This window comes from Asticcacaulis sp. P2_B1, assembly GCF_056404915.1.
Map to the genome: position 1 here is coordinate 40592 of NZ_JBFUDD010000016.1, position 17883 is coordinate 58474.

The 17883-nt window shown below is 60.1% G+C and carries 17 protein-coding genes; 13 read left to right on the forward strand and 4 right to left on the reverse strand.

All coding sequences use genetic code 11. The features are described from left to right. Positions 1 to 240 carry a DUF4170 domain-containing protein gene (locus AC1DX3_RS21940; protein ID WP_476991485.1) on the forward strand — a complete coding sequence of 80 codons (240 nt, stop codon included), beginning with the start codon at positions 1 to 3 and terminating at the stop codon, positions 238 to 240. A 35-nt stretch (positions 241 to 275) separates the two neighbouring features. Here the strand turns inward: AC1DX3_RS21940 and AC1DX3_RS21945 are convergent, their stop codons facing one another. Next, positions 276 to 530, reverse strand: coding sequence for a hypothetical protein (locus AC1DX3_RS21945; protein ID WP_476991486.1), 255 nt, complete (start codon positions 528 to 530; stop codon positions 276 to 278). An 87-nt stretch (positions 531 to 617) separates the two neighbouring features. Continuing rightward, positions 618 to 1307: a protein tyrosine phosphatase gene (locus AC1DX3_RS21950; RefSeq protein WP_476991487.1), complete on the reverse strand. Its 690-nt coding sequence runs from the start codon at positions 1305 to 1307 to the stop codon at positions 618 to 620. 116 nt (positions 1308 to 1423) lie between these two features. Between AC1DX3_RS21950 and AC1DX3_RS21955 the strand changes: the two genes are divergently transcribed. The 6 genes from AC1DX3_RS21955 (at position 1424) to AC1DX3_RS21980 (ending at position 7880) form a co-directional block, all read left to right on the forward strand. Next, positions 1424 to 3268 (forward strand): ABC transporter ATP-binding protein, encoded by a 1845-nt coding sequence (locus tag AC1DX3_RS21955; protein ID WP_476991488.1) that lies wholly within the window; start codon positions 1424 to 1426, stop codon positions 3266 to 3268. Beyond that, positions 3265 to 3984 (forward strand): lysophospholipid acyltransferase family protein, encoded by a 720-nt coding sequence (locus tag AC1DX3_RS21960; protein ID WP_476991489.1) that lies wholly within the window; start codon positions 3265 to 3267, stop codon positions 3982 to 3984. Before AC1DX3_RS21955 ends, AC1DX3_RS21960 begins: the two co-directional genes overlap by 4 nt. After that, positions 3981 to 5267: a 3-deoxy-D-manno-octulosonic acid transferase gene (locus tag AC1DX3_RS21965; RefSeq protein WP_476991490.1), complete on the forward strand. Its 1287-nt coding sequence runs from the start codon at positions 3981 to 3983 to the stop codon at positions 5265 to 5267. The genes AC1DX3_RS21960 and AC1DX3_RS21965 overlap by 4 nt, the downstream gene beginning before the upstream one ends. Then, positions 5264 to 6250 (forward strand): tetraacyldisaccharide 4'-kinase, encoded by a 987-nt coding sequence (gene lpxK / locus AC1DX3_RS21970; protein WP_476991491.1) that lies wholly within the window; start codon positions 5264 to 5266, stop codon positions 6248 to 6250. The genes AC1DX3_RS21965 and lpxK overlap by 4 nt, the downstream gene beginning before the upstream one ends. Before the next feature lie 55 nt (positions 6251 to 6305). Continuing rightward, positions 6306 to 7475, forward strand: coding sequence for a glycoside hydrolase family 5 protein (locus AC1DX3_RS21975; protein ID WP_476991492.1), 1170 nt, complete (start codon positions 6306 to 6308; stop codon positions 7473 to 7475). Positions 7476 to 7568: 93 nt separating this feature from the next. Beyond that, entirely contained in the window at positions 7569 to 7880 is a 312-nt protein-coding gene (locus tag AC1DX3_RS21980) for a hypothetical protein (RefSeq protein WP_476991493.1), read from the forward strand. 125 nt (positions 7881 to 8005) lie between these two features. On the opposite strand, the gene purD is transcribed toward AC1DX3_RS21980, so the two are convergent. Further along, on the reverse strand, positions 8006 to 9271 hold the full coding sequence (gene purD / locus AC1DX3_RS21985; protein ID WP_476991494.1) for a phosphoribosylamine--glycine ligase: 1266 nt from the start codon (positions 9269 to 9271) through the stop codon (positions 8006 to 8008). 142 nt (positions 9272 to 9413) lie between these two features. Between purD and AC1DX3_RS21990 the strand changes: the two genes are divergently transcribed. Next, a complete protein-coding gene (locus tag AC1DX3_RS21990) occupies positions 9414 to 10760 on the forward strand; it encodes a glycoside hydrolase family 27 protein (RefSeq protein WP_476991495.1) in 1347 nt (448 codons plus the stop codon). On the opposite strand, the gene AC1DX3_RS21995 is transcribed toward AC1DX3_RS21990, so the two are convergent. After that, positions 10757 to 12817, reverse strand: a complete 2061-nt coding sequence (locus tag AC1DX3_RS21995; protein ID WP_476991496.1) for a hybrid sensor histidine kinase/response regulator — start codon at positions 12815 to 12817, stop codon at positions 10757 to 10759. The genes AC1DX3_RS21990 and AC1DX3_RS21995 overlap by 4 nt on opposite strands. Before the next feature lie 100 nt (positions 12818 to 12917). Here AC1DX3_RS21995 and xseA point away from each other — a divergent pair, with 100 nt between their 5' ends. The 5 genes from xseA (at position 12918) to tipF (ending at position 17880) form a co-directional block, all read left to right on the forward strand. Next, entirely contained in the window at positions 12918 to 14582 is a 1665-nt protein-coding gene (xseA, locus tag AC1DX3_RS22000) for an exodeoxyribonuclease VII large subunit (RefSeq protein ID WP_476991497.1), read from the forward strand. A gap of 45 nt (positions 14583 to 14627) precedes the next feature. After that, positions 14628 to 14843 (forward strand): DUF2093 domain-containing protein, encoded by a 216-nt coding sequence (locus tag AC1DX3_RS22005; RefSeq protein ID WP_476991498.1) that lies wholly within the window; start codon positions 14628 to 14630, stop codon positions 14841 to 14843. Then, positions 14840 to 15709 (forward strand): M23 family metallopeptidase, encoded by an 870-nt coding sequence (locus AC1DX3_RS22010; protein WP_476991499.1) that lies wholly within the window; start codon positions 14840 to 14842, stop codon positions 15707 to 15709. The genes AC1DX3_RS22005 and AC1DX3_RS22010 overlap by 4 nt, the downstream gene beginning before the upstream one ends. Before the next feature lie 256 nt (positions 15710 to 15965). Beyond that, the gene (locus AC1DX3_RS22015; protein WP_476991500.1) at positions 15966 to 16460 is read left to right on the forward strand and encodes a response regulator; all 495 of its coding nucleotides are present in this window, start codon (positions 15966 to 15968) and stop codon (positions 16458 to 16460) included. Positions 16461 to 16593: 133 nt separating this feature from the next. Then, on the forward strand, positions 16594 to 17880 hold the full coding sequence (tipF, locus tag AC1DX3_RS22020) for a flagella assembly cyclic-di-GMP phosphodiesterase TipF (RefSeq protein ID WP_476991501.1): 1287 nt from the start codon (positions 16594 to 16596) through the stop codon (positions 17878 to 17880). Positions 17881 to 17883: the final 3 nt, after the last annotated feature.

Below are 17883 nucleotides of genomic sequence, written 5' to 3' on the forward strand. Positions count from 1 at the left end.
ATGAGCCAAAAACAACTTCTGCATCTTGTCATCGGCGGCGAACTGACCGACCTGTCCGGCACCACCTTCAAGGACCTGAAAAAGGTCGAATTCGTCGGCGCTTTCCCCAATAATGCCGAGGCCGTCCGGGCCTGGCGCGCCAAGGCGCAATCGACGGTCGACAACGCCTTGATGCGTTATTTCGTCATCCATGCCCACAAGCTGATCGACCCTGATCACCCGGACGACCATACCCATTAATACGGAGGCCGGTGTTTTCGCACCGGCCTTTTGTTTTATTGAACTTTTTGCGCGGCATCGTCGAGATTGCGCTCGACATTTTTGCCCGGCGGTTGGTCGTCCAACTTCTTGGCAGCCTTGCCCAGGCCTTGCGGTGCGATGGCGATAGCGTCGCCGACGCGCTCGGCGCCGCTGCGGTGATCCTGCATCAGCCAGACCGCCGCGACGGCGGCGATCGCAATGATAATGACGGCGAGAATAATAACGACGCCGTTGCTGCCCGATGAGGGTTGATTGAGAGTGGTGGCCATGTCACGTTTCCTTGTGTGATCGTGACACAACGGTAACCGATCGGCTGCAAGGGTGCCGTACGCGATTAGCGGCGGAAGATAAGAAAGCTATTCGCGGCGCAAGACCTTGTCGCTCATCAGCGTGCCCCAAAAATCGGGTTTGAAGGCCTTTTTCAGCGCCACGGGATCGTAGTCCGGCCCCTGGGTCCAGTCGAAGAATGACACACCTGTCGGCTCGATATCGTGGAGATAGACTTCGAACAGATAGTCGAGCACGCCGGTATGGCCGCCCTTCATATGCAGATATTTGAAACTGAGTTGTTCCTTGGCCTGGGCAATCGGCTGATGCAGATGGAAGTGGCAATAGAGCACGCTCATGATACCGGCGCGGTCGGCACCCGACTTGCAATGCAGCAGCGCCGGATATTGGATACGGTCGAATAGATCCTTGGCGGCCTTGATCTCGACGGCGGTCGGCAGGCTGCGCGAAGTCAGGCCGAAATCTTCCATGACCAGACCGAGTTTTTCGCAGGCGTGTTTTTCGAGATAGTAGAACGAGCCCTTGCCGCCGCGCAGATTGATAACAGTCTTGACGCCCTGCTTCTTCCACTCTTCCAACTGAAACGGCCACGGCTGGTTGGTCCGGACCATATCCTTGTCGATCCAGTGGGCATTGGTGAAGCCTAATCGCAAATAAGCGTGGTCGGCCCACAGGTAGTGCAGATAGGTGCCGAAACGCTCCCAGGCCGTCCCCGTCTTGAACGGCTTTTTATGCGATTTTTTGGGCAGCAGTTTCAAAGGGACCTCAGGACTTGTTTAGGCGTGGGCTGTTAACACATAAATAGGCGACATGCTTACACATTTGCCGCATAAGCCTATATAAACGCTCGCAAAGCTTTTTCCAGACAGACTGTATGACCGACACGCCGCCAGCCTCCCTAACGCCCGAGATGAGCACGAAAGCGCTGATCGCCCGCGTCTGGGCGCAATATCTGGCGCCTCAGAAGAGCCTGCTGGGTATGGCCGTCCTGGGTGCCGTCATCGTCGCCGTAACGACCTCATTTCTCGCATGGTGGCTGGGGCCGTCGATCGACCTGTTGTTTCACGCCTCGTCGACCGACGCATCGCTAAAGCTCTTTTCCACAGGCTTGCGGGCCTATCTCAAGGCCCATCCGCTCTGGGTCGTGCCGCTGGTCATTATCATCGCCACCTTGATTCGCTGCGGTGGCCAGATCGGCCTGACGCGATCGCTCAACAAGCTCGGTAATTCGCTGGTTGGCAAAATCCAGGGACAACTGTTTTCCCGCCTGGTCCGGGCCGATCTCGGACGGTTGCAAACGGCCCATTCAGGACAGTATCTGTCTTCGGTTCTCTACGATGCCGACCTGGTGCGCGACGCCGCCTCGACCGGTGTGGTGCAATATGTCCAGGCGGGGTTGATCGTGGTCGGCGGCATCGCCACCATGTTTATCTATGACTGGACCATGACGATTGCCGTCCTGATCGCCGGCCCCATCGTCGCTTCGGTCATGGGACGCTACCTCAAACTGACACGCAAGGCGGCCCAAGGCACCATGGCCGAAACCTCCAGCCTGTCGACCGCGATCATGGAAAGCCTGGACGGGGTCAAGATTGTCAAGATCAGCAACCAGGAAGCCTCCGAAGAGGCGCGTGTCGACTCGGTCATCGCCCGCCGGCAAGGCCATATGATCAAGGGCGCCAATGCCCGATCCATGGCGCCGATCGTCACCGAGGTCCTGACGGGACTACTGCTGGCCGGCCTGCTGGCCTATGCCGGCTGGCGGGCGCAAAGCGGTGCCATCACCGCCGGCAGCCTGTTCGCCTTTATCATGGCGCTGGGCACGGCCAGCCAGGCCCTGCGCCAATTGGCCGGCGTCCAGGGCACCTTCACCCAGGGCATGACAGCGGCACGGCGATTGTTTATCGCCCTGGATATCCAGCCGGAAATCACCGAAGTCGCGGATGCTAAAGTCCTGCCGCGTGCGTTCAAGGCCATCACGTTCGAGCATGCCAGTTTCAGCTATGGCGATGCGCCGGTGCTGAAGGACGTTTCGTTTACCGCCCGCGCCGGGGAAAGCATTGCCCTGGTCGGACCATCGGGTTCGGGCAAGTCGACCCTGCTAAATCTAATCCCGCGTTTTTTCGACCTCAGCAGTGGCGACATCCGCTTCGATGAGCTGAGCCATCGCGATATCGCCATCCGCTCTTTGCGCAGCCGCATCGCCCTGGTTACCCAGGATCCGTTCCTGTTCGACGACACCATTCGCGCCAACATCGCCTATGGCAACCCCGGCGCCAGTCAGGCCGATATTGAACAGGCCGCCCGGGATGCCGCGGCCGACGATTTCATCGCCGCCCTGCCCGACGGCTACAATACCCGCGCCGGCGAGGCCGGTTCCCGCCTGTCCGGCGGGCAAAAGCAACGGATTGCCATCGCCCGTGCCTTTTTGAAAAACGCCCCGCTGCTTTTGCTGGATGAAGCCACATCGGCACTCGATACCCAATCCGAGATCAAGGTCCAACATGCCCTGGAACGCCTGATGCAAGGGCGGACGACTTTCATGATTGCTCACCGCCTGTCGACCATCCGCCACGCCGACCAAATCCTCGTCCTAGATCGTGGTGAGATCGTTGAGCGGGGCCGGCACGACGACCTGGTCAAGGCCGGCGGCCTCTATGCCCGCCTCGCGGAAACCCAATTCGAACAGCCGATCGTCGTACCGGAGGTGGTCCTGTGAAAAAGCTGCTCGAATCCGATTTCATGCAGACCCTGATCGCCTCGATCATCGTCGGTTATCTCAAATTCTGTTACAGCACGACACGTTGGCAAATCATCGGCCAGGACGCCGTCGAAACCATCTGGGCCGGCAAGGGACCGGTGGTCCTGATGTTCTGGCACGGACGTCTGCATCTTGGCCACGCCAGTTGGCCGCGCGACCGCGCCCAGCCTGTTTGCGTCCTGGCCTCGATGTCGAAGAGCGGCGACGTCAGCGTGAAGATCAACACCCGTTTCGGCTACCACTCCATCCGCGGCTCGTCGGCCAAGAAGTCCGATCCGACAAAGCAAAAAGGCGGTGCGGCCGCCTTCCGTGATCTCATCCGCTGGATCCGCGGCACGGCCGAAACCGGCGGCCGTTGCGTCGCCATGACGCCTGATGGTCCGCGCGGCCCCGCCCGCGTCATGACCGAAGGCTCGTTGAAATTGTCGCAAATGAGTGGCGCGCCGCTAGTCGTACTGGGGCAATCGACAAAGGACTTCATCGAATTCAAGACCTGGGATTGCATGCGTATCCCTCGTCCCTTTACCCGTGGCGCCATGGTCTGGGGCGTTCTGCCGGCGATACCGGCTGATACCGATGAAGACCAGATGGAAATCCTGCGTGTGCAGGCAGAGCAAACACTGACCGGCGTCACCCAGGAGGCCGACCGGTTGCTGGGCCTGACACCGCAATGACCTTCTCGCTGGCGCTTTATCGAAAAGTCATGGCCATCGTCCATGGTTTCGCGCCGCGCCTGCTCGCCGGCCGGGTCGCCAAGGGCAAGGAGCATCCCGAACGCGTCGGCGAACGGCTGGGCCAGACTGGCGCCGAACGGCCGGATGGCGCCCTGGTCTGGTTTCACGGTGTCAGTGTCGGTGAAAGCCTGTCCGCCCTGCCCGTCATCGAACGCCTCCGCGCCGAACGGCCCGACCTGAAGATTATGATCACGACGGCGACGACGACCTCGGCCGACATATTGGCCCAGCGTCTGCCGGCTGGTGTCACCCACCAGTTCGCGCCCATCGATACGCCCCAGGCCGTCGCCGCCTTCCTCGATCACTGGGGACCGTCCCTCGCCATCTTTATCGAAAGCGACATCTGGCCGACTCTCCTGAGCGACTTGGAACGCCGGCATGTCCCGCATGTTCTGCTGAGCGCCCGCATTACCGAAAAGACCTTCAGGGGGTGGCAGACATTTCGCAATTCCATGAAGCGATTATTGACGGGCTATGCCTTGATCATGGCTCAGGACGGCGACAGCGAGGGCCGTCTGCGCGCCATGGGCGACAGCGTTACGGCACGCCTGGGTGCCCGCGCCAACCTCAAGACCATCGGCAAAGCCTTGCCTGTCAAGGCCACCGACCTCGACACCCTGCGTGCAGCCACCACAGGACGCTATGTTTTTCTCGCCGCCAGCACGCACGAAGGCGAGGAAGTCATTATTTCCAAATCTTTGGAATCTTTCCTGATCGCCGGCGACCTGCTGATCATCGTACCGCGCCACCCGGCACGCGCCGATGATATCCGACTCGATCTGCAAGCTATCGGTTTCCGTCCGGCTCAGCGGACGAATGGCGACAAGATAACCGAAGACACGCAGATCTATCTCGCCGACACCTTGGGCGAACTGGGCCTGTTTTTCACTCGCGCCGACCTGACCATCATGGGCGGCAGCTTCATGCAGGGTATCGGCGGTCATAATCCGCTTGAACCCGCCCGCGTCGGCAAGTGCGTTGTGACAGGCCCCGACATCGGTAACTGGGAAGGCATTTTCGCCGACCTGCTGCAGGATGGCGCCGCCTTCCGCGTCCAGGGTCCGGAAGAGCTGAAATTCCTCATCGGCCAACTCCGGCAAAATCCGCAGGCCGTCACCGAAGCCGATAGGCGCGCCTTTGCCGTCAGCCAGCGCGAGGCCGGCACGCTCGATACAATATGGCAAGCGCTTGAGCCCCTGCTGCCGAAGGTGGACGCCAGATGATCCGCACGCCCGATTGGTATTACCGCAAACAGGCCCGTGGCGCCCCATGGTGGCGGCCGGCGCTCAAGCCACTGGCCTGGCTATGGCAGGCCGTCAACGATACTAAACAGCGTCATGCCACGCCCTACAGATCGTCACTCTTTGTCATCAGCGTCGGAAATCTCACCCTAGGCGGCTCCGGCAAGACGCCAGTGACCGGCGAGATCCTGCGTTTGCTGGCGCCCAAGGCCGTCGGACTGTCGAAAGGCCATGGCGGGTCGGTCGAAGGCCCAGCTCGCGTGGCAGCGACTGACGACGCCCGTCAGGTCGGCGACGAAGCCCTGATGCTGGCCCAGGACTATCCCTTCATGATTGCCAAGGATCGTGCCGCGGGACTACGCGCACTGGAAGCCGGCGACATGCCGGTCGTCGTCGTCGACGACGCTCACCAGAATTTGAAGATCGCCAAAGATTTGCATATTCTCGTCATCGACGGCGATAAGGCGGACGAGGCATGGCCATTCGGCGATGGCGGCATCGTCCCTTACGGTCCTATGCGCGAGCCCCTGGACGAAGGCCTGGCGCGCGCCGATATCTGCGTCCTGTGGCTGCCGGACAAGGAGACGCAACCGGATCCGGACCTGCTGGCCCTGCTCGGCGACAAGCCGGTCTTCATCGCTCGGTTGGCGGTTGAAAAGCCCACTCAAACAGGCGTTGTCACGGCGTTCGCCGGCATTGCCAAACCGTGGAAATTCGAAGCCACCCTGAAAGGCCAGGGATTTACCGTGGTCCATTTCAAGGCGTTTCCCGACCACGCTGCCGTACCGGTATCGCAACTGAAAGCGTTGGAAAAACTGGGCCTCCCCATGATCACGACGCAAAAGGATTGGGTCAAGCTGGATGCCGAATGGCGGCAAAAAGTAGCCTTTTTGCCGATTACAGCGCGGTTTGACGACGGAGATGGCTTCCAGCGCACGTTAAGAGAGGCTGGCAGCCTTGATTAAGTCGAGACTTGCGGCTAGGTTTTAACGAAACAAGAAATAATCAGTGGAGAAGATAATGTTCAAAATCCTGACCGTGGCCGCCCTTCTGGCCACCACCGCCTTGGCCCCTGCCGCTATGGCGCAATATGTCGGCAATCCGATCACCAAGGATGGCCCGGGACTTTCGGCTGGCCGCGAAGCGGACAATGCCATGGACCAGATCAAAGGCTATAATGGCTTTACCGAAAATGCCGACGCCTCGACCTTCAAGCCCTACACGAATGACGTAAAGTTCGCGCCGATCGCCCCCGCCGACCAGGTCGCGCAAATGGGCGCCGGCGTCAATCTGTTCGAAGGCGAAGATCCTTACTGGGCCGGCAAGAAGAGCCGTTTCAGCGACGCCGACGTCGCCCTGATCGCCCAGGCCGGCTTCCACACCATCCGCGTGCCCCTGTTTGCTTTTACCCACATCGTCGACACCCAGGGCAATCTCGATCCGCGCTACCTGGAACGCCTTGATCACCTGATCGACCTAGCGACCGCCAATCACCTCAACATCATTCTCGATGAGCACAATTATAACGAATGCGCCAAGGATGCCGACGGTTGCGCCGTCCTGTTGCCAAATGTGTGGTACGATTTGGCGCAACGTTATCGTAACGCGCCCAACAATGTCATCTTCGAGTTGCTGAACGAGCCGAATGGTAAGGTCGACGCCGAAATCTGGAACGCTTGGTTGCCCGATCTGATCGCCATGGTGCGCGAAACCAATCCGACGCGTAACATCATTGTCGGTCCCGTAATGTGGAACAGCGCCGATCAGCTCGACACCTTGAAACTGCCGGCGACCGATCAGCACCTTATCGTCACCTTCCACTATTATTCGCCAATGGAATTCACCCATCAGGGCGCCAACTGGGCTGGGCCGGAAATTGAAAAAATGCATGATGTGCGCTGGACCGGAACGGCCGATCAGATGGCGGCGATAAACACCGTGTTCGATAAGGTGACTGCCTGGTCGAAGGCCAATAACCGGCCGATGTTCCTTGGCGAATACGGCAGCTATGCCAAGATCAACAAGAATATGGACGACCGCGTCGCCTGGACCAAGGCCGTGTCAAAGGCGGCCGCGGATCGCGGCTTCGCCCGAGCCTTGTGGGTTTACGAAGGCAGCGAGGGTTTCGGCATCCACGACGCTGGCAAGGGCTGGGTCGAACCGCTCAAGAATGCCGTCGTCAATCCGTAAATTTGGCAATAAACTCCGTGAAAAAGGCGCCATTTCGGCGCCTTTTTTGCATTTCGGCTGGACAGGTCGAGCCTGACGGAAGATAAGCCCCGCATGGTCGCAAAAGCTAAAAGATCGATGGAAGACGTCGCCAAGGTCGATGGTGTCGCCTACCGCTGGCACATTCACCGCGAGCCCCAATGGGCGTCGGTCGATGGTCCCAAGGGACTTTGCATTGCCGTCCAGCATGAGGAAAATCCGCAGAAGACGCTTCTGCTGGAATATCCCTTCCCCAAGCCGAGCCGCCATGCCCAGCGCCCCAAGGTGTCAAAGCAAGATGTCGCCGTCCAGATCGCCAAGGCTATCGCTGATGGCTGGGAACCGGAGTCGCGCGGCAAGCCCTACACCTACATGATCGAGGCTTAGGCGAATTCCTCTTATACCGTCGTCTCTAAGCCTCTATTTTGGATGAGAGGCTAGTCGGCTAGCGACGCGGGTATACTTCATACCCGCTAGCGACGACTGCGACGCCTATCGCCAAAAGAGAGAGATTAGAGGGCGCGCCAGGCGATGTCGGTGCGATAAAACCCACCCGGCCAGTCGATTTGGCTGATGGCGGCATAGGCCTTATCCCGGGCTTCTTGCAGGGTCTTGCCACGGGCGCAGATGTTCAACACCCGGCCGCCGGCGGCGCGCAGCACGCCCTTTTCATCGCGGCTGGTGCCGGCGTGGAAGACGGTGACGTCGCGGCCGAAGTCCTGATCGGCGCCGCGGATGATGGAGCCCGACAGCGGACTATCGGGATAGCCCTTGGCGGCAAAAACGACGCAGACGGCTGGATCGGCATACCATTCTGGCGCCGGCATGGACTTCAGCCCGCCCTTGGCGGCCGCCAGCAAATAGGGCACGAGGTCGCTTTTCAGACGCAGCATCAGCACCTGGCATTCCGGATCGCCGAAACGAGCATTATATTCGACCAGACGCGGAAAACCTTCCTCGATCATCAGACCGGCATAGAGAACGCCGGTATAGGGCATGCCCTCAGCCTTCATGCCCGCCATAGTTGGATTGAGGATTTCGTTCTGGGTCAAGTCGAGGACGGTCTTGGTCACCACGGGTGCGGGGCTATAGGTGCCCATGCCGCCGGTATTGGGACCAGTGTCGCCGTCGAAGGCGCGTTTGTGGTCCTGAGCCCAGCCGAACAGCATGGCGGTTTCGCCGTCGCACAGGGCGAAGACCGAGGCCTCCTCGCCGGTCATGAACTCTTCGATAACGATATGGGAGCTGGCCGGACCGTAACGGCCGCCCAGCATCGCCTCGACCTCGGCGACGGCGTCCTGGTAATCCGGCGAAATGGCAACGCCCTTGCCAGCCGCCAAACCGTCAGCCTTGATGACATAGGGCGGCGCATAGGTCTTGAGGAAGGCGCGCGCTTCCGCGACATTGTCGAAGGTTTCCGATTGAGCGGTCGGGATACTGTGGCGGGCGCAAAAAGCCTTGGTGAAGGCCTTGGATGATTCCAACTGCGCTGCTTTACGTTTGGGACCAAAACACGGGATGTTCATGACCGCCATGGCGTCGGCTATGCCTTCGGCCAGGGCGTTTTCCGGACCGACGACGACCAGGCCGGCCATCATTTCACGCGCCAGCTTGGCCAGGCCTTCAACATCGGTCGCCTTGATGTCGCAGCATTCGCCAAGCGCTGCCATGCCAGGATTGCCAGGCGCAATGACCAGCTTGTCGCAAAGGGGCGATTGTTGGATCTTCCACGCCAGGGCATGTTCGCGGCCGCCCGAACCGATCAGCAGAATGTTCATGGGCTTGCGTTAGCCAGAATCGACCGAAAAATCCACAACTATATGGTCACGTAGCCTGCCCGACCGCGGCTCCCAAAGTCATAACCCGTCTTGCTTTCCCCGCCACAACGGGTAATAGTCTGACAATATCCAGGGAAACGCCATGACCGCCACACGCCGCCGCCTACTGCAAGCCACAGCCGCCCTCACCGCCGCGACCGCCTTGCCGGCCTTTGCCGCGCCGTCCACCGTTTTGGCACCGACGCCGCCCATGGGCTGGAACAGCTGGAACAGCTTCGCCACAACCATTACCGAAGCTCAAGCGCTCGAAACCGCGCATATCATGGCGGATAAGCTGCTGCCGCATGGCTATTCCGTCTTCACCGTCGATATCCAGTGGTACGAGCCGACGGCGACAGGCTACGATTACAACAGTGGCGCCCCCCTGACTATGGACGGCAATGGCCGCTTGCTGCCAGCGCCCAATCGCTTTCCCTCCGCCGCCGACGGCGCCGGGTTTAAGCCGCTCGCCGACCAGATCCATGCCTTGGGACTGAAATTCGGCGTCCACCTGATGCGCGGTATTCCGCGTCTGGCGGTCGAAAAGAATCTGCCGATCCTGGGCACCGACCTGCACGCCAAGGACATCGTCGATACGTCGAGTATCTGCGCCTGGAACGCCGACATGTACGGTGTCGATATGACCAAGCCCGGCGCCCAAGCCTATTACAATTCCGTCTTTGCCCTGTTTGCATCCTGGGGTGTCGATTTCGTCAAGATGGACGATATGAGCCGCGTTTACGCCGACCACTATCGTGAAATCGAGGCGGCGCATGCGGCGATCGCGGCTTCCGGCCGGCCAATGGTGCTCAGCCTGTCTCCAGGCGAGACCGATATCAAGTGGGCAAAACACGTCCAGCAATACGCCCAGATGTGGCGAATTTCCGACGATTTCTGGGATGACTGGAAGTTGCTCCGCGATCAATTCGGGCGTTTGGAAAAATGGAACCCATACCGCATTCCCGGTCACTGGCCGGATGCCGATATGTTGCCGCTGGGACGGCTGGCGCTCGGGCAGCGCGATACCAAGTTCACACCGGATGAACAGCGCACCCTGATGACCCTGTGGTCGATCGCGCGGTCACCGTTGATCATGGGGGGCGATCTGCGCGTGCTCGATCAGCCGACGCTCGACCTGCTGACCAATGACGAGGTCCTGGCGGTCAACCAGACCAGTTCTCATAACCGTTTCCATGCCCAGAAAAACGATGGAGACGAATATACCTTCTGGACGGCCAGAGCGCAAAAGCCGGGCAGTTATTATCTCGCCCTGTTCAACACCGAAGATACCGTGCGCAATCGCTATGTCTTGTGGTGGGAATTAGGTTTGAAGGGCAAGTGGCGCGTCCGCGACCTGTGGGCACACAAGGATTTGGGCGTATTTTCCGACAAGTTCGGCCTCGACTTGGCCCCGCACGCATCGGGGCTTTATCAGATTACACGCGCCTAACCTGCGTAGCGTTCAACCTCCTGGTCGCCTTCCAGGCAGCGATGCAGGGTGGCGTAGAATTGCGGCATGTCGATCGGTTTGGACAGGGCGTGGGTAAAGCCCTGGCCGCGAATGTCTTCCGACAACTTGGTTTGGTTACGCGCCGACAGGGCGACGATGGCCGTCCGAGCATTCAATGGACACTGCTCGCGAATGGCCCGGGTCGCCGCAATACCGTCCAGGACCGGCATCTGGATGTCCATGAACATCAGATCGAACCGCATCCGCATGCACAGGTCGACGGCTTCGGACCCGTCGCAGGCTTCGTAGATTTCGAGACCGTAGTCCTTCAGCAAAAGGCGAATCAGTTCGCGATTGATGGGGTGGTCGTCGACGATGAGCACGCGGCGGTCTTCGAGGAAGACCGGCTGAAGATATTCCGCCGACGCGACGACGGCCGGCGCCGCGGCCAGGGCGACGGGAATGTCAAACCAGAAGCAACTGCCGTGGCCTATTTCTGAAGTGACACCGATCCGCCCCTGCATCAGCTGGATGATTTCGTAGCAAATCGACAGGCCAAGACCGGAGCCGCCATATTTACGGTTGATGCTGTTGTCGACCTGGTTGAAGCGTTTGAACAGCTGAACCTGCTGGTCTTCGGTCAGGCCCGGGCCGCTGTCGCGGACTTCGACGCGCAGCCGGCCGCCGGCCGCGGTGACCGCGACATTGACGTGGCCCTGGCGCGTAAACTTACAGGCATTGCCGACCAGATTGTACAGGACCTGGCGGATACGGACGTCGTCGATCGACAGCCATACCGGCGAGGCGGCGTCATAGTCGAGCTCGATGGCGAAGCCCTTGGATTGGGCCAGGATCTGGAATTCCTCGACCACGTCGGTCGTCAGCGTCTTCATCTGGGTAGGCTGGGGATCCAGTGTCACCTGACCGGCCTCGAGCTTGGAGAAGTCGAGCACGTCATTGACCAGAGCGAGCAGCGCCTTGCCGGCCTTGTTGATGCGGCCGATATAGTGCTGGGCGTCCTTGGGCAGGTCCTTGACGCCGGTCAGCAGGTTCGAATAGCCGATCATCGTCGTCAAAGGCGTGCGGATTTCATGGCTCATATTGGACAGGAAGTCGGACTTGGCCTGCTGGTGCGCTTCAGCGGTTTCGCTGGCCGCCCGCAGGGTATTCTCGATCTGGCTGCTTTCGGTGACGTCTTCCAGGGTGCCAAAGAGAAACTCCGGCTTGCCATCTTCCCCTAATTCCGCGCCACCGGTGGCGAAGACGATGCGTTCTTCGCCATCGGCGCGCATCAGGCGCAGCTTGAAAGTGAAATTGCCCCCATTGGCCGCCGCTTCGCCGATGCAGCGTGATAGTTCCGCGCGATCGTCGGGATGGAAGAGCTCGATCCCGGTGGCGATCTGGGGCTGAAAACTTTCGCGGCTAAGGCCGTGGATAGCGTAGACACCCCGCGACCAGAAGGCTTCGTTGCGCACGAGGTCGATATGCCAGTAGCCGACGCCGGCGGCCTCTTCCATCAGCTCCAGCTTGCGCTGGGTTTCCTGCAATTTGCGAATGGCGGCCTTGTTGGCCATGGCTTCCTGGCGCAAGACAAGGGCCGCGGATATGCTTTCGGCGATCTTCTTCAGGCGGCGCACCTGAGTGTCGTCGAAATCGTAACGCGGGTTCGGGCTGATGATGCACAGGGTGCCGATCAGCGCGTCGTTGTACCGCAACGGCGCCCCTGCATAAAAGCGGATATGCGGCTCGCCAGTGACTAAAGGATTGATAAAGAAGCGTTTGTCGATCGCCGCGTCGGGCACGACCATGACGTGATTGTGGCGTATGGCGTGGTCGCAAAACGAGACGTCGCGCGGTGTCGACGGGATGTCCAGGCCGACGCGAGACTTGAACCACTGCCGGTCGTCGTCGATCAGGGAGATTAAAGCGATCGGCGCGTCAAACAGGTCGGCCGCCAAGGCCGTCATCTGATCGAAGGCCGGTTCGGCGTCGGTATCGAGAATGGCCAGTTCCTGGAGCGCGCGGCGGCGTTTGGCGTCGGAAGAGGACAAAGGCATGGCTTGAACCTGGCTGGCACACGTAATACTGGCGTGCACTTTACCTCAAGGCGATAAAGAAAGCCTGAACGGCGCGCAAAAATCAGGTAAACTCCGCCGCATGTCCGACGACCTTTTGACACCCATCGATTCGCCCGCCGATGGCGGTCCCAATACCAGCAATGCCGCCGCCTATTCCGTCTCGGAACTGGCCGGCGCGCTAAAGCGCACCCTCGAAAACGCCTACGACCACGTTCGGCTGCGCGGCGAGATTTCCAAGGTGACGCGCCATGCCTCGGGCCACGTCTATCTCACGCTCAAGGACGACAAGGCCGCCATTGATGGCGTCATCTGGAAGGGCAACATCAGCAGGTTGCAGACCCAGCCCGACTACGGTCTGGAGGTCATCGTTACCGGCCGCATCACGACGTTTCCTGCTTCGTCGAAATATCAGATCGTCATCGAAGCCATGGAGGTTGCCGGTGTTGGCGCACTTTTGGCGCAGCTGGAACGCCTGAAGCAAAAGCTGCATGGCGAAGGCCTGTTCGCGCCCGGGCTGAAAAAGCCCCTGCCGTTCGCGCCACGCACCATTGGTGTCATCACCTCGCCGACCGGCGCGGTGATCCGCGATATTTTGCACCGTATCCGCGACCGCTGGCCGTGTCGGGTCATCGTCTGGCCGGTCGTCGTCCAGGGCGACGCCGCCGCGCCCCAGGTGATTGYGGCTCTACGTGGATTTCAGAACGACCCGGCCCTGCCCCGTCCTGACGTATTGATTGTGGCGCGCGGCGGCGGCAGTGTCGAAGATTTATGGCCGTTCAACGACGAGGCCTTGGCGCGCGCCGTTGTCGCCTGCACCATTCCCATCATCTCGGCCGTCGGGCACGAAACCGACACCACCTTGATCGACTATGTCAGCGATCGCAGGGCGCCGACTCCGACGGGTGCCGCTGAAATCGCCACACCGGTGATCGGGGAGTTGCGCGCTTTCACCGCCGATCTGGAACGCCGGCGCCAGGCAACCATGTCGCGATGGCTGGAGAACCGGCGCGAGCGCTTGACCATGCTGGCACGCGCCCTGCCCAAGCCGCAGGACCTGATCAACACGGCGCAACAACGCCTCGACTATGCCGGTCATCGCCTGGGTGGCGGGCTGATGAGCAATCTCAATGCTCACGACGCCGCATTCGGTCGTACCGCCGCGCGGTTTCGGCCCGGGCTGCTGGAGCGACCGCAGACGTTGAAGCGCGATCAGTTGGCGCAATTGGCGGCGCGCCTCAATCGTGCCGCTGCCCGTCACCTGGCCCAGGCCGAAAGTCATGCGCGGCTACCTGTTCTTGGCAACCGTTTGGCGGAGGCTTTGCGGCGCGTCGCCACAACCAAGGGCGAGCGCCTTCCCGAGTTGGGTCGCCGTCTGCACAGTAGCGTCAGTCGGCTCGTGGACCTGCGCGCCCTGCCCATACCCGATCTGACTCGTCGCCTGGGCGACGCCATGGTGCGTGGCTTGACGCAAAAGACCGAGCGCTTGAAAAATCTCGATCAACTTCGGATCAGTTTCAATCCCGACCGGCCGCTCGATCTCGGTTTTGCGCGTATCCACGCCGCCGATGGTGCCCTCATTACCTCCGCCAAGTCCTTGCACGCCGGCGACGCGGTCTCTCTGCATTTCAAGGACGGCAATGCCGGCGCCCAGATTACGGACGGCCCGCCGCCGGAAACCAAACCCAAGCCGGCAGCGCCGCCGAAACCCAAACCGCCTTCACCGCAACAAGGCAGCCTGTTCTAAGCGCCCCGCCTTGATTATGCCCGACAATCGTCCTAACTTGGCGTGATGAACATGCACTCTCCTCCGCCCCTGCCCGATCAGGCCGTCCTGCATTATGGCGACGGCGATTACACCATTATGCGCCCGGGCAAGTTCGTCCTGTGCGCCGTGACGGGCAAGCGTATTCCGCTCGGCGCCTTGCGCTATTGGAACCCGCGCACTCAAGAAGCCTATGCCGGTCCGGAGGAAGCGACCCAGGCGTGGAAAGCGGCGCATAAGTGAACGCTCACGACCGCCGTCATGTCCTGACATTTGGAGTTGGCGCGGCGGCGGCATGGATCGCATCCCCGGTTTTCGCTCAGACCGTACCGGCTGACGATCAGGCCCAGACGAAAAACCTGCCCTTCAATCTCAAGGGCCGCTTCGTCCAAAGCGGTTACTGTGTTGGCCAGGCTGCGCCCAAGGCCGAGTTGTGGGTCGACGGTGCGCTGCGCGGCTATACGTCGGATGCCGGCTGGTTTTATACCGGGTTCGATCGCGACGCCGGTACGACCTGCACGATCGAGGTCCGCAGTCCCGCGGGCAAACAGACTGCGGTGCTGAAAATCGCCGCCATGACCTATGACGTTCAACGTGTCGACGGATTACCGCCGCAAACCGTGACGCCGACCGATCCCGATGTCCTGGCGCGGATCGCCCGCGACACTGCTTTGAAAAATGTCGCTTTTGCCAGCCACACGGCCGGCGATGCTTTCAAGGGCGGCTTTATCTATCCACTGACCAAATATGTCGTGTCCGGACATTTCGGCAATCAACGTGTGCTGAATGGCGTGCCGAAAAGTCCGCATATGGGCTTCGACATGGCCGCGCCGACCGGAACACCGATTCGTGCGCCCCAGGCTGGCCTGGTCGTCCTGGCCGAGCCCGACATGTTTTTTGAAGGCGGCCTGACCCTGATCGATCACGGTCAGGGCCTGATTTCCATGTACCTGCATCAATCCAAACTCAGCGTAAAGAAGGGCGACACGGTCGTGCAGGGTCAAAACATCGGCCAGGTCGGCGCCAAGGGACGCGCCACGGGACCGCACCTGTGCTGGCGACTGAAGTGGCTGGATCGCCACATGGACCCCAGTTTGATGGTTCGTTGAATAGCCTTATAATACCGCACACCTGAAGTCAGGCGGCGGGCGTTTCCATTGCGTTTGCAACCCTTTGCAAAGACGACAAAGGTAATATTTTCTGTAACTTGCCGTAAGGTCCAATTGGAAGTCGTCGGGAAAACTTCGCGCGACGGAAAATATTTTCTTGAAAAGGTATGGTTATCTATCAATAACAGGATTACGTGCCACGGCACCTTTTACCTGTGCCCCGCGTTCCGCCCTTAAGCGAAAATCCGATCCAGCCATGGCCGACTACAGCAGTCTGAAAATCCTTCTGATTGAAGACAACCAGCATATGCGCTCAATCGTCAGCGCCATCCTGAAGGGGTCCGGAATCCGTAACGTGCGCGAGGCGCGCGACGGGGCCGAAGGGCTGGATATGTTGCGACAATATCCTGCCGATATCGCTTTGGTCGATTTCAACATGGATCCGATCGACGGTGTCGAGTTCACCAAGATGCTGCGCAACGCCAGCGACAGTTCCAATCCCTACCTGCCGATCGTCATGATTACAGGGCATTCCGAGCGGACCCGTGTCATGCAGGCGCGCGATTCCGGCGTCAATGAATTCGTCGTCAAGCCGTTGACGGCGCGTGCCCTGCTCAGCCGCATCGATTCGGTCATCATGCGGCCGCGACCGTTTATTCGCTGCAAGAGCTATTTCGGCCCGGATCGGCGGCGTATCACCGACAAGGCCTATGCCGGTCCCTATCGCCGCAATACCGACGGTATGTTTTAAGTTCTCGGGACCTGCACACCGTTAACTTTAAACTTCTGTTCATAAGTCTTAACGCCCCTCTTTGCTCAGCGCTCAAATCACGCGATAGTCACGCAGTGATTCTCTGCGCGGAATGCGCAAACCGGAAAGTCCCATGGGCAAACTGACGACCTCGGTATTTCTTTTCCTGACCTATATCGTCATCAGTGGCGTCGTTGGTGTCGTGATCTTCAATGGCGCTTCGGACGGCAATACCGCCATTGCCGCCATGGTCGGGACACTCGCCCTATGCCTGGCTTTCCATGCCTATGCTTCACAGCAACTGGCCGAACGCCGCATCGTCAAGGATATCGACCTGGTGCGCGACGCCCATCGCCTGATGGTCGACGCCATCGACTCGACGCAAAAGGACATGATCGAACTGGCCGACCGCGTACAGAACCAGCGCACCTCGCGCTCGGAAGAGCTGACCTCGGAAGTCCGCATGCTGGAAGACCTGGTCAAGAAGCTGGGCGAAAGCATCGAAGACCGCATGAACGAGTGGAAGGCCGGCCCCGTCGTCGTGCCGCTGCATGGTTCGCCGGCCCTGAACCACAAGGAAGCTCAGGCTCTGGCCCTGATCGAGACGATCCGCGAGGCGTTGACGGAAAACCGCGTCGATCTCTATCTGCAACCGGTCGTTTCCCTGCCCCAGCGCAAGACCATCTTCTATGAAAGCTTCTCACGCCTGCGCGACATGACCGGTCGCGTCTTGATGCCTGCGGAATATCTGACCGTCGCCGATGCCGAGGGCCTTGTGCCGTCGATCGACAACCTGCTCCTGTTCCGCTGCGTCCAGATCGTGCGCCGCCTGGCCAAGCAGGACCGCCGCATCGGCATCTTCTGCAATATTTCTCTGACCTCCTTGCGCGACGAAACCTTCTTCCCGCAGTTCCTTGAATTCCTCAGCGAAAACCGCGACCTGGCCGGCGCGCTGATCTTCGAACTGGGTCAGGATGCGTTCTCGACGCGCGGTTCGATCGAAGCTCGCAACATGGCCAAGTTGGCCGATCTCGGTTTCCGCTTCTCGATCGACAAGGTCGTCAGCATCGACTTTGACCTGCAGGATCTGCATCGTTCGGACGTCCGCTATGTCAAGATCGGCGCCAACCTGTTGTTGGAACAACTGCTCGATATCGAAGGCAAGCCGGCGCTGAAGTTCCTCAAGGACATCCATGCCGGCGACTATGCCGGTCTGCTGGCGCGGTACGGCATCGAGGTCATCGCCGAGAAGGTCGAGAACGAGCGCCAGGTCGTCGATATTCTCGATATCGAAATCGGCTATGCTCAGGGTCACCTGTTCGGCGAACCCCGCGCCATCAAGGAGCAGGTGCTGGCCGAAACCGACCCGCCGGCGGGCTTTATTAAATCGACCATGCCAATGGCAAGACGCCGGGCTTAAAAG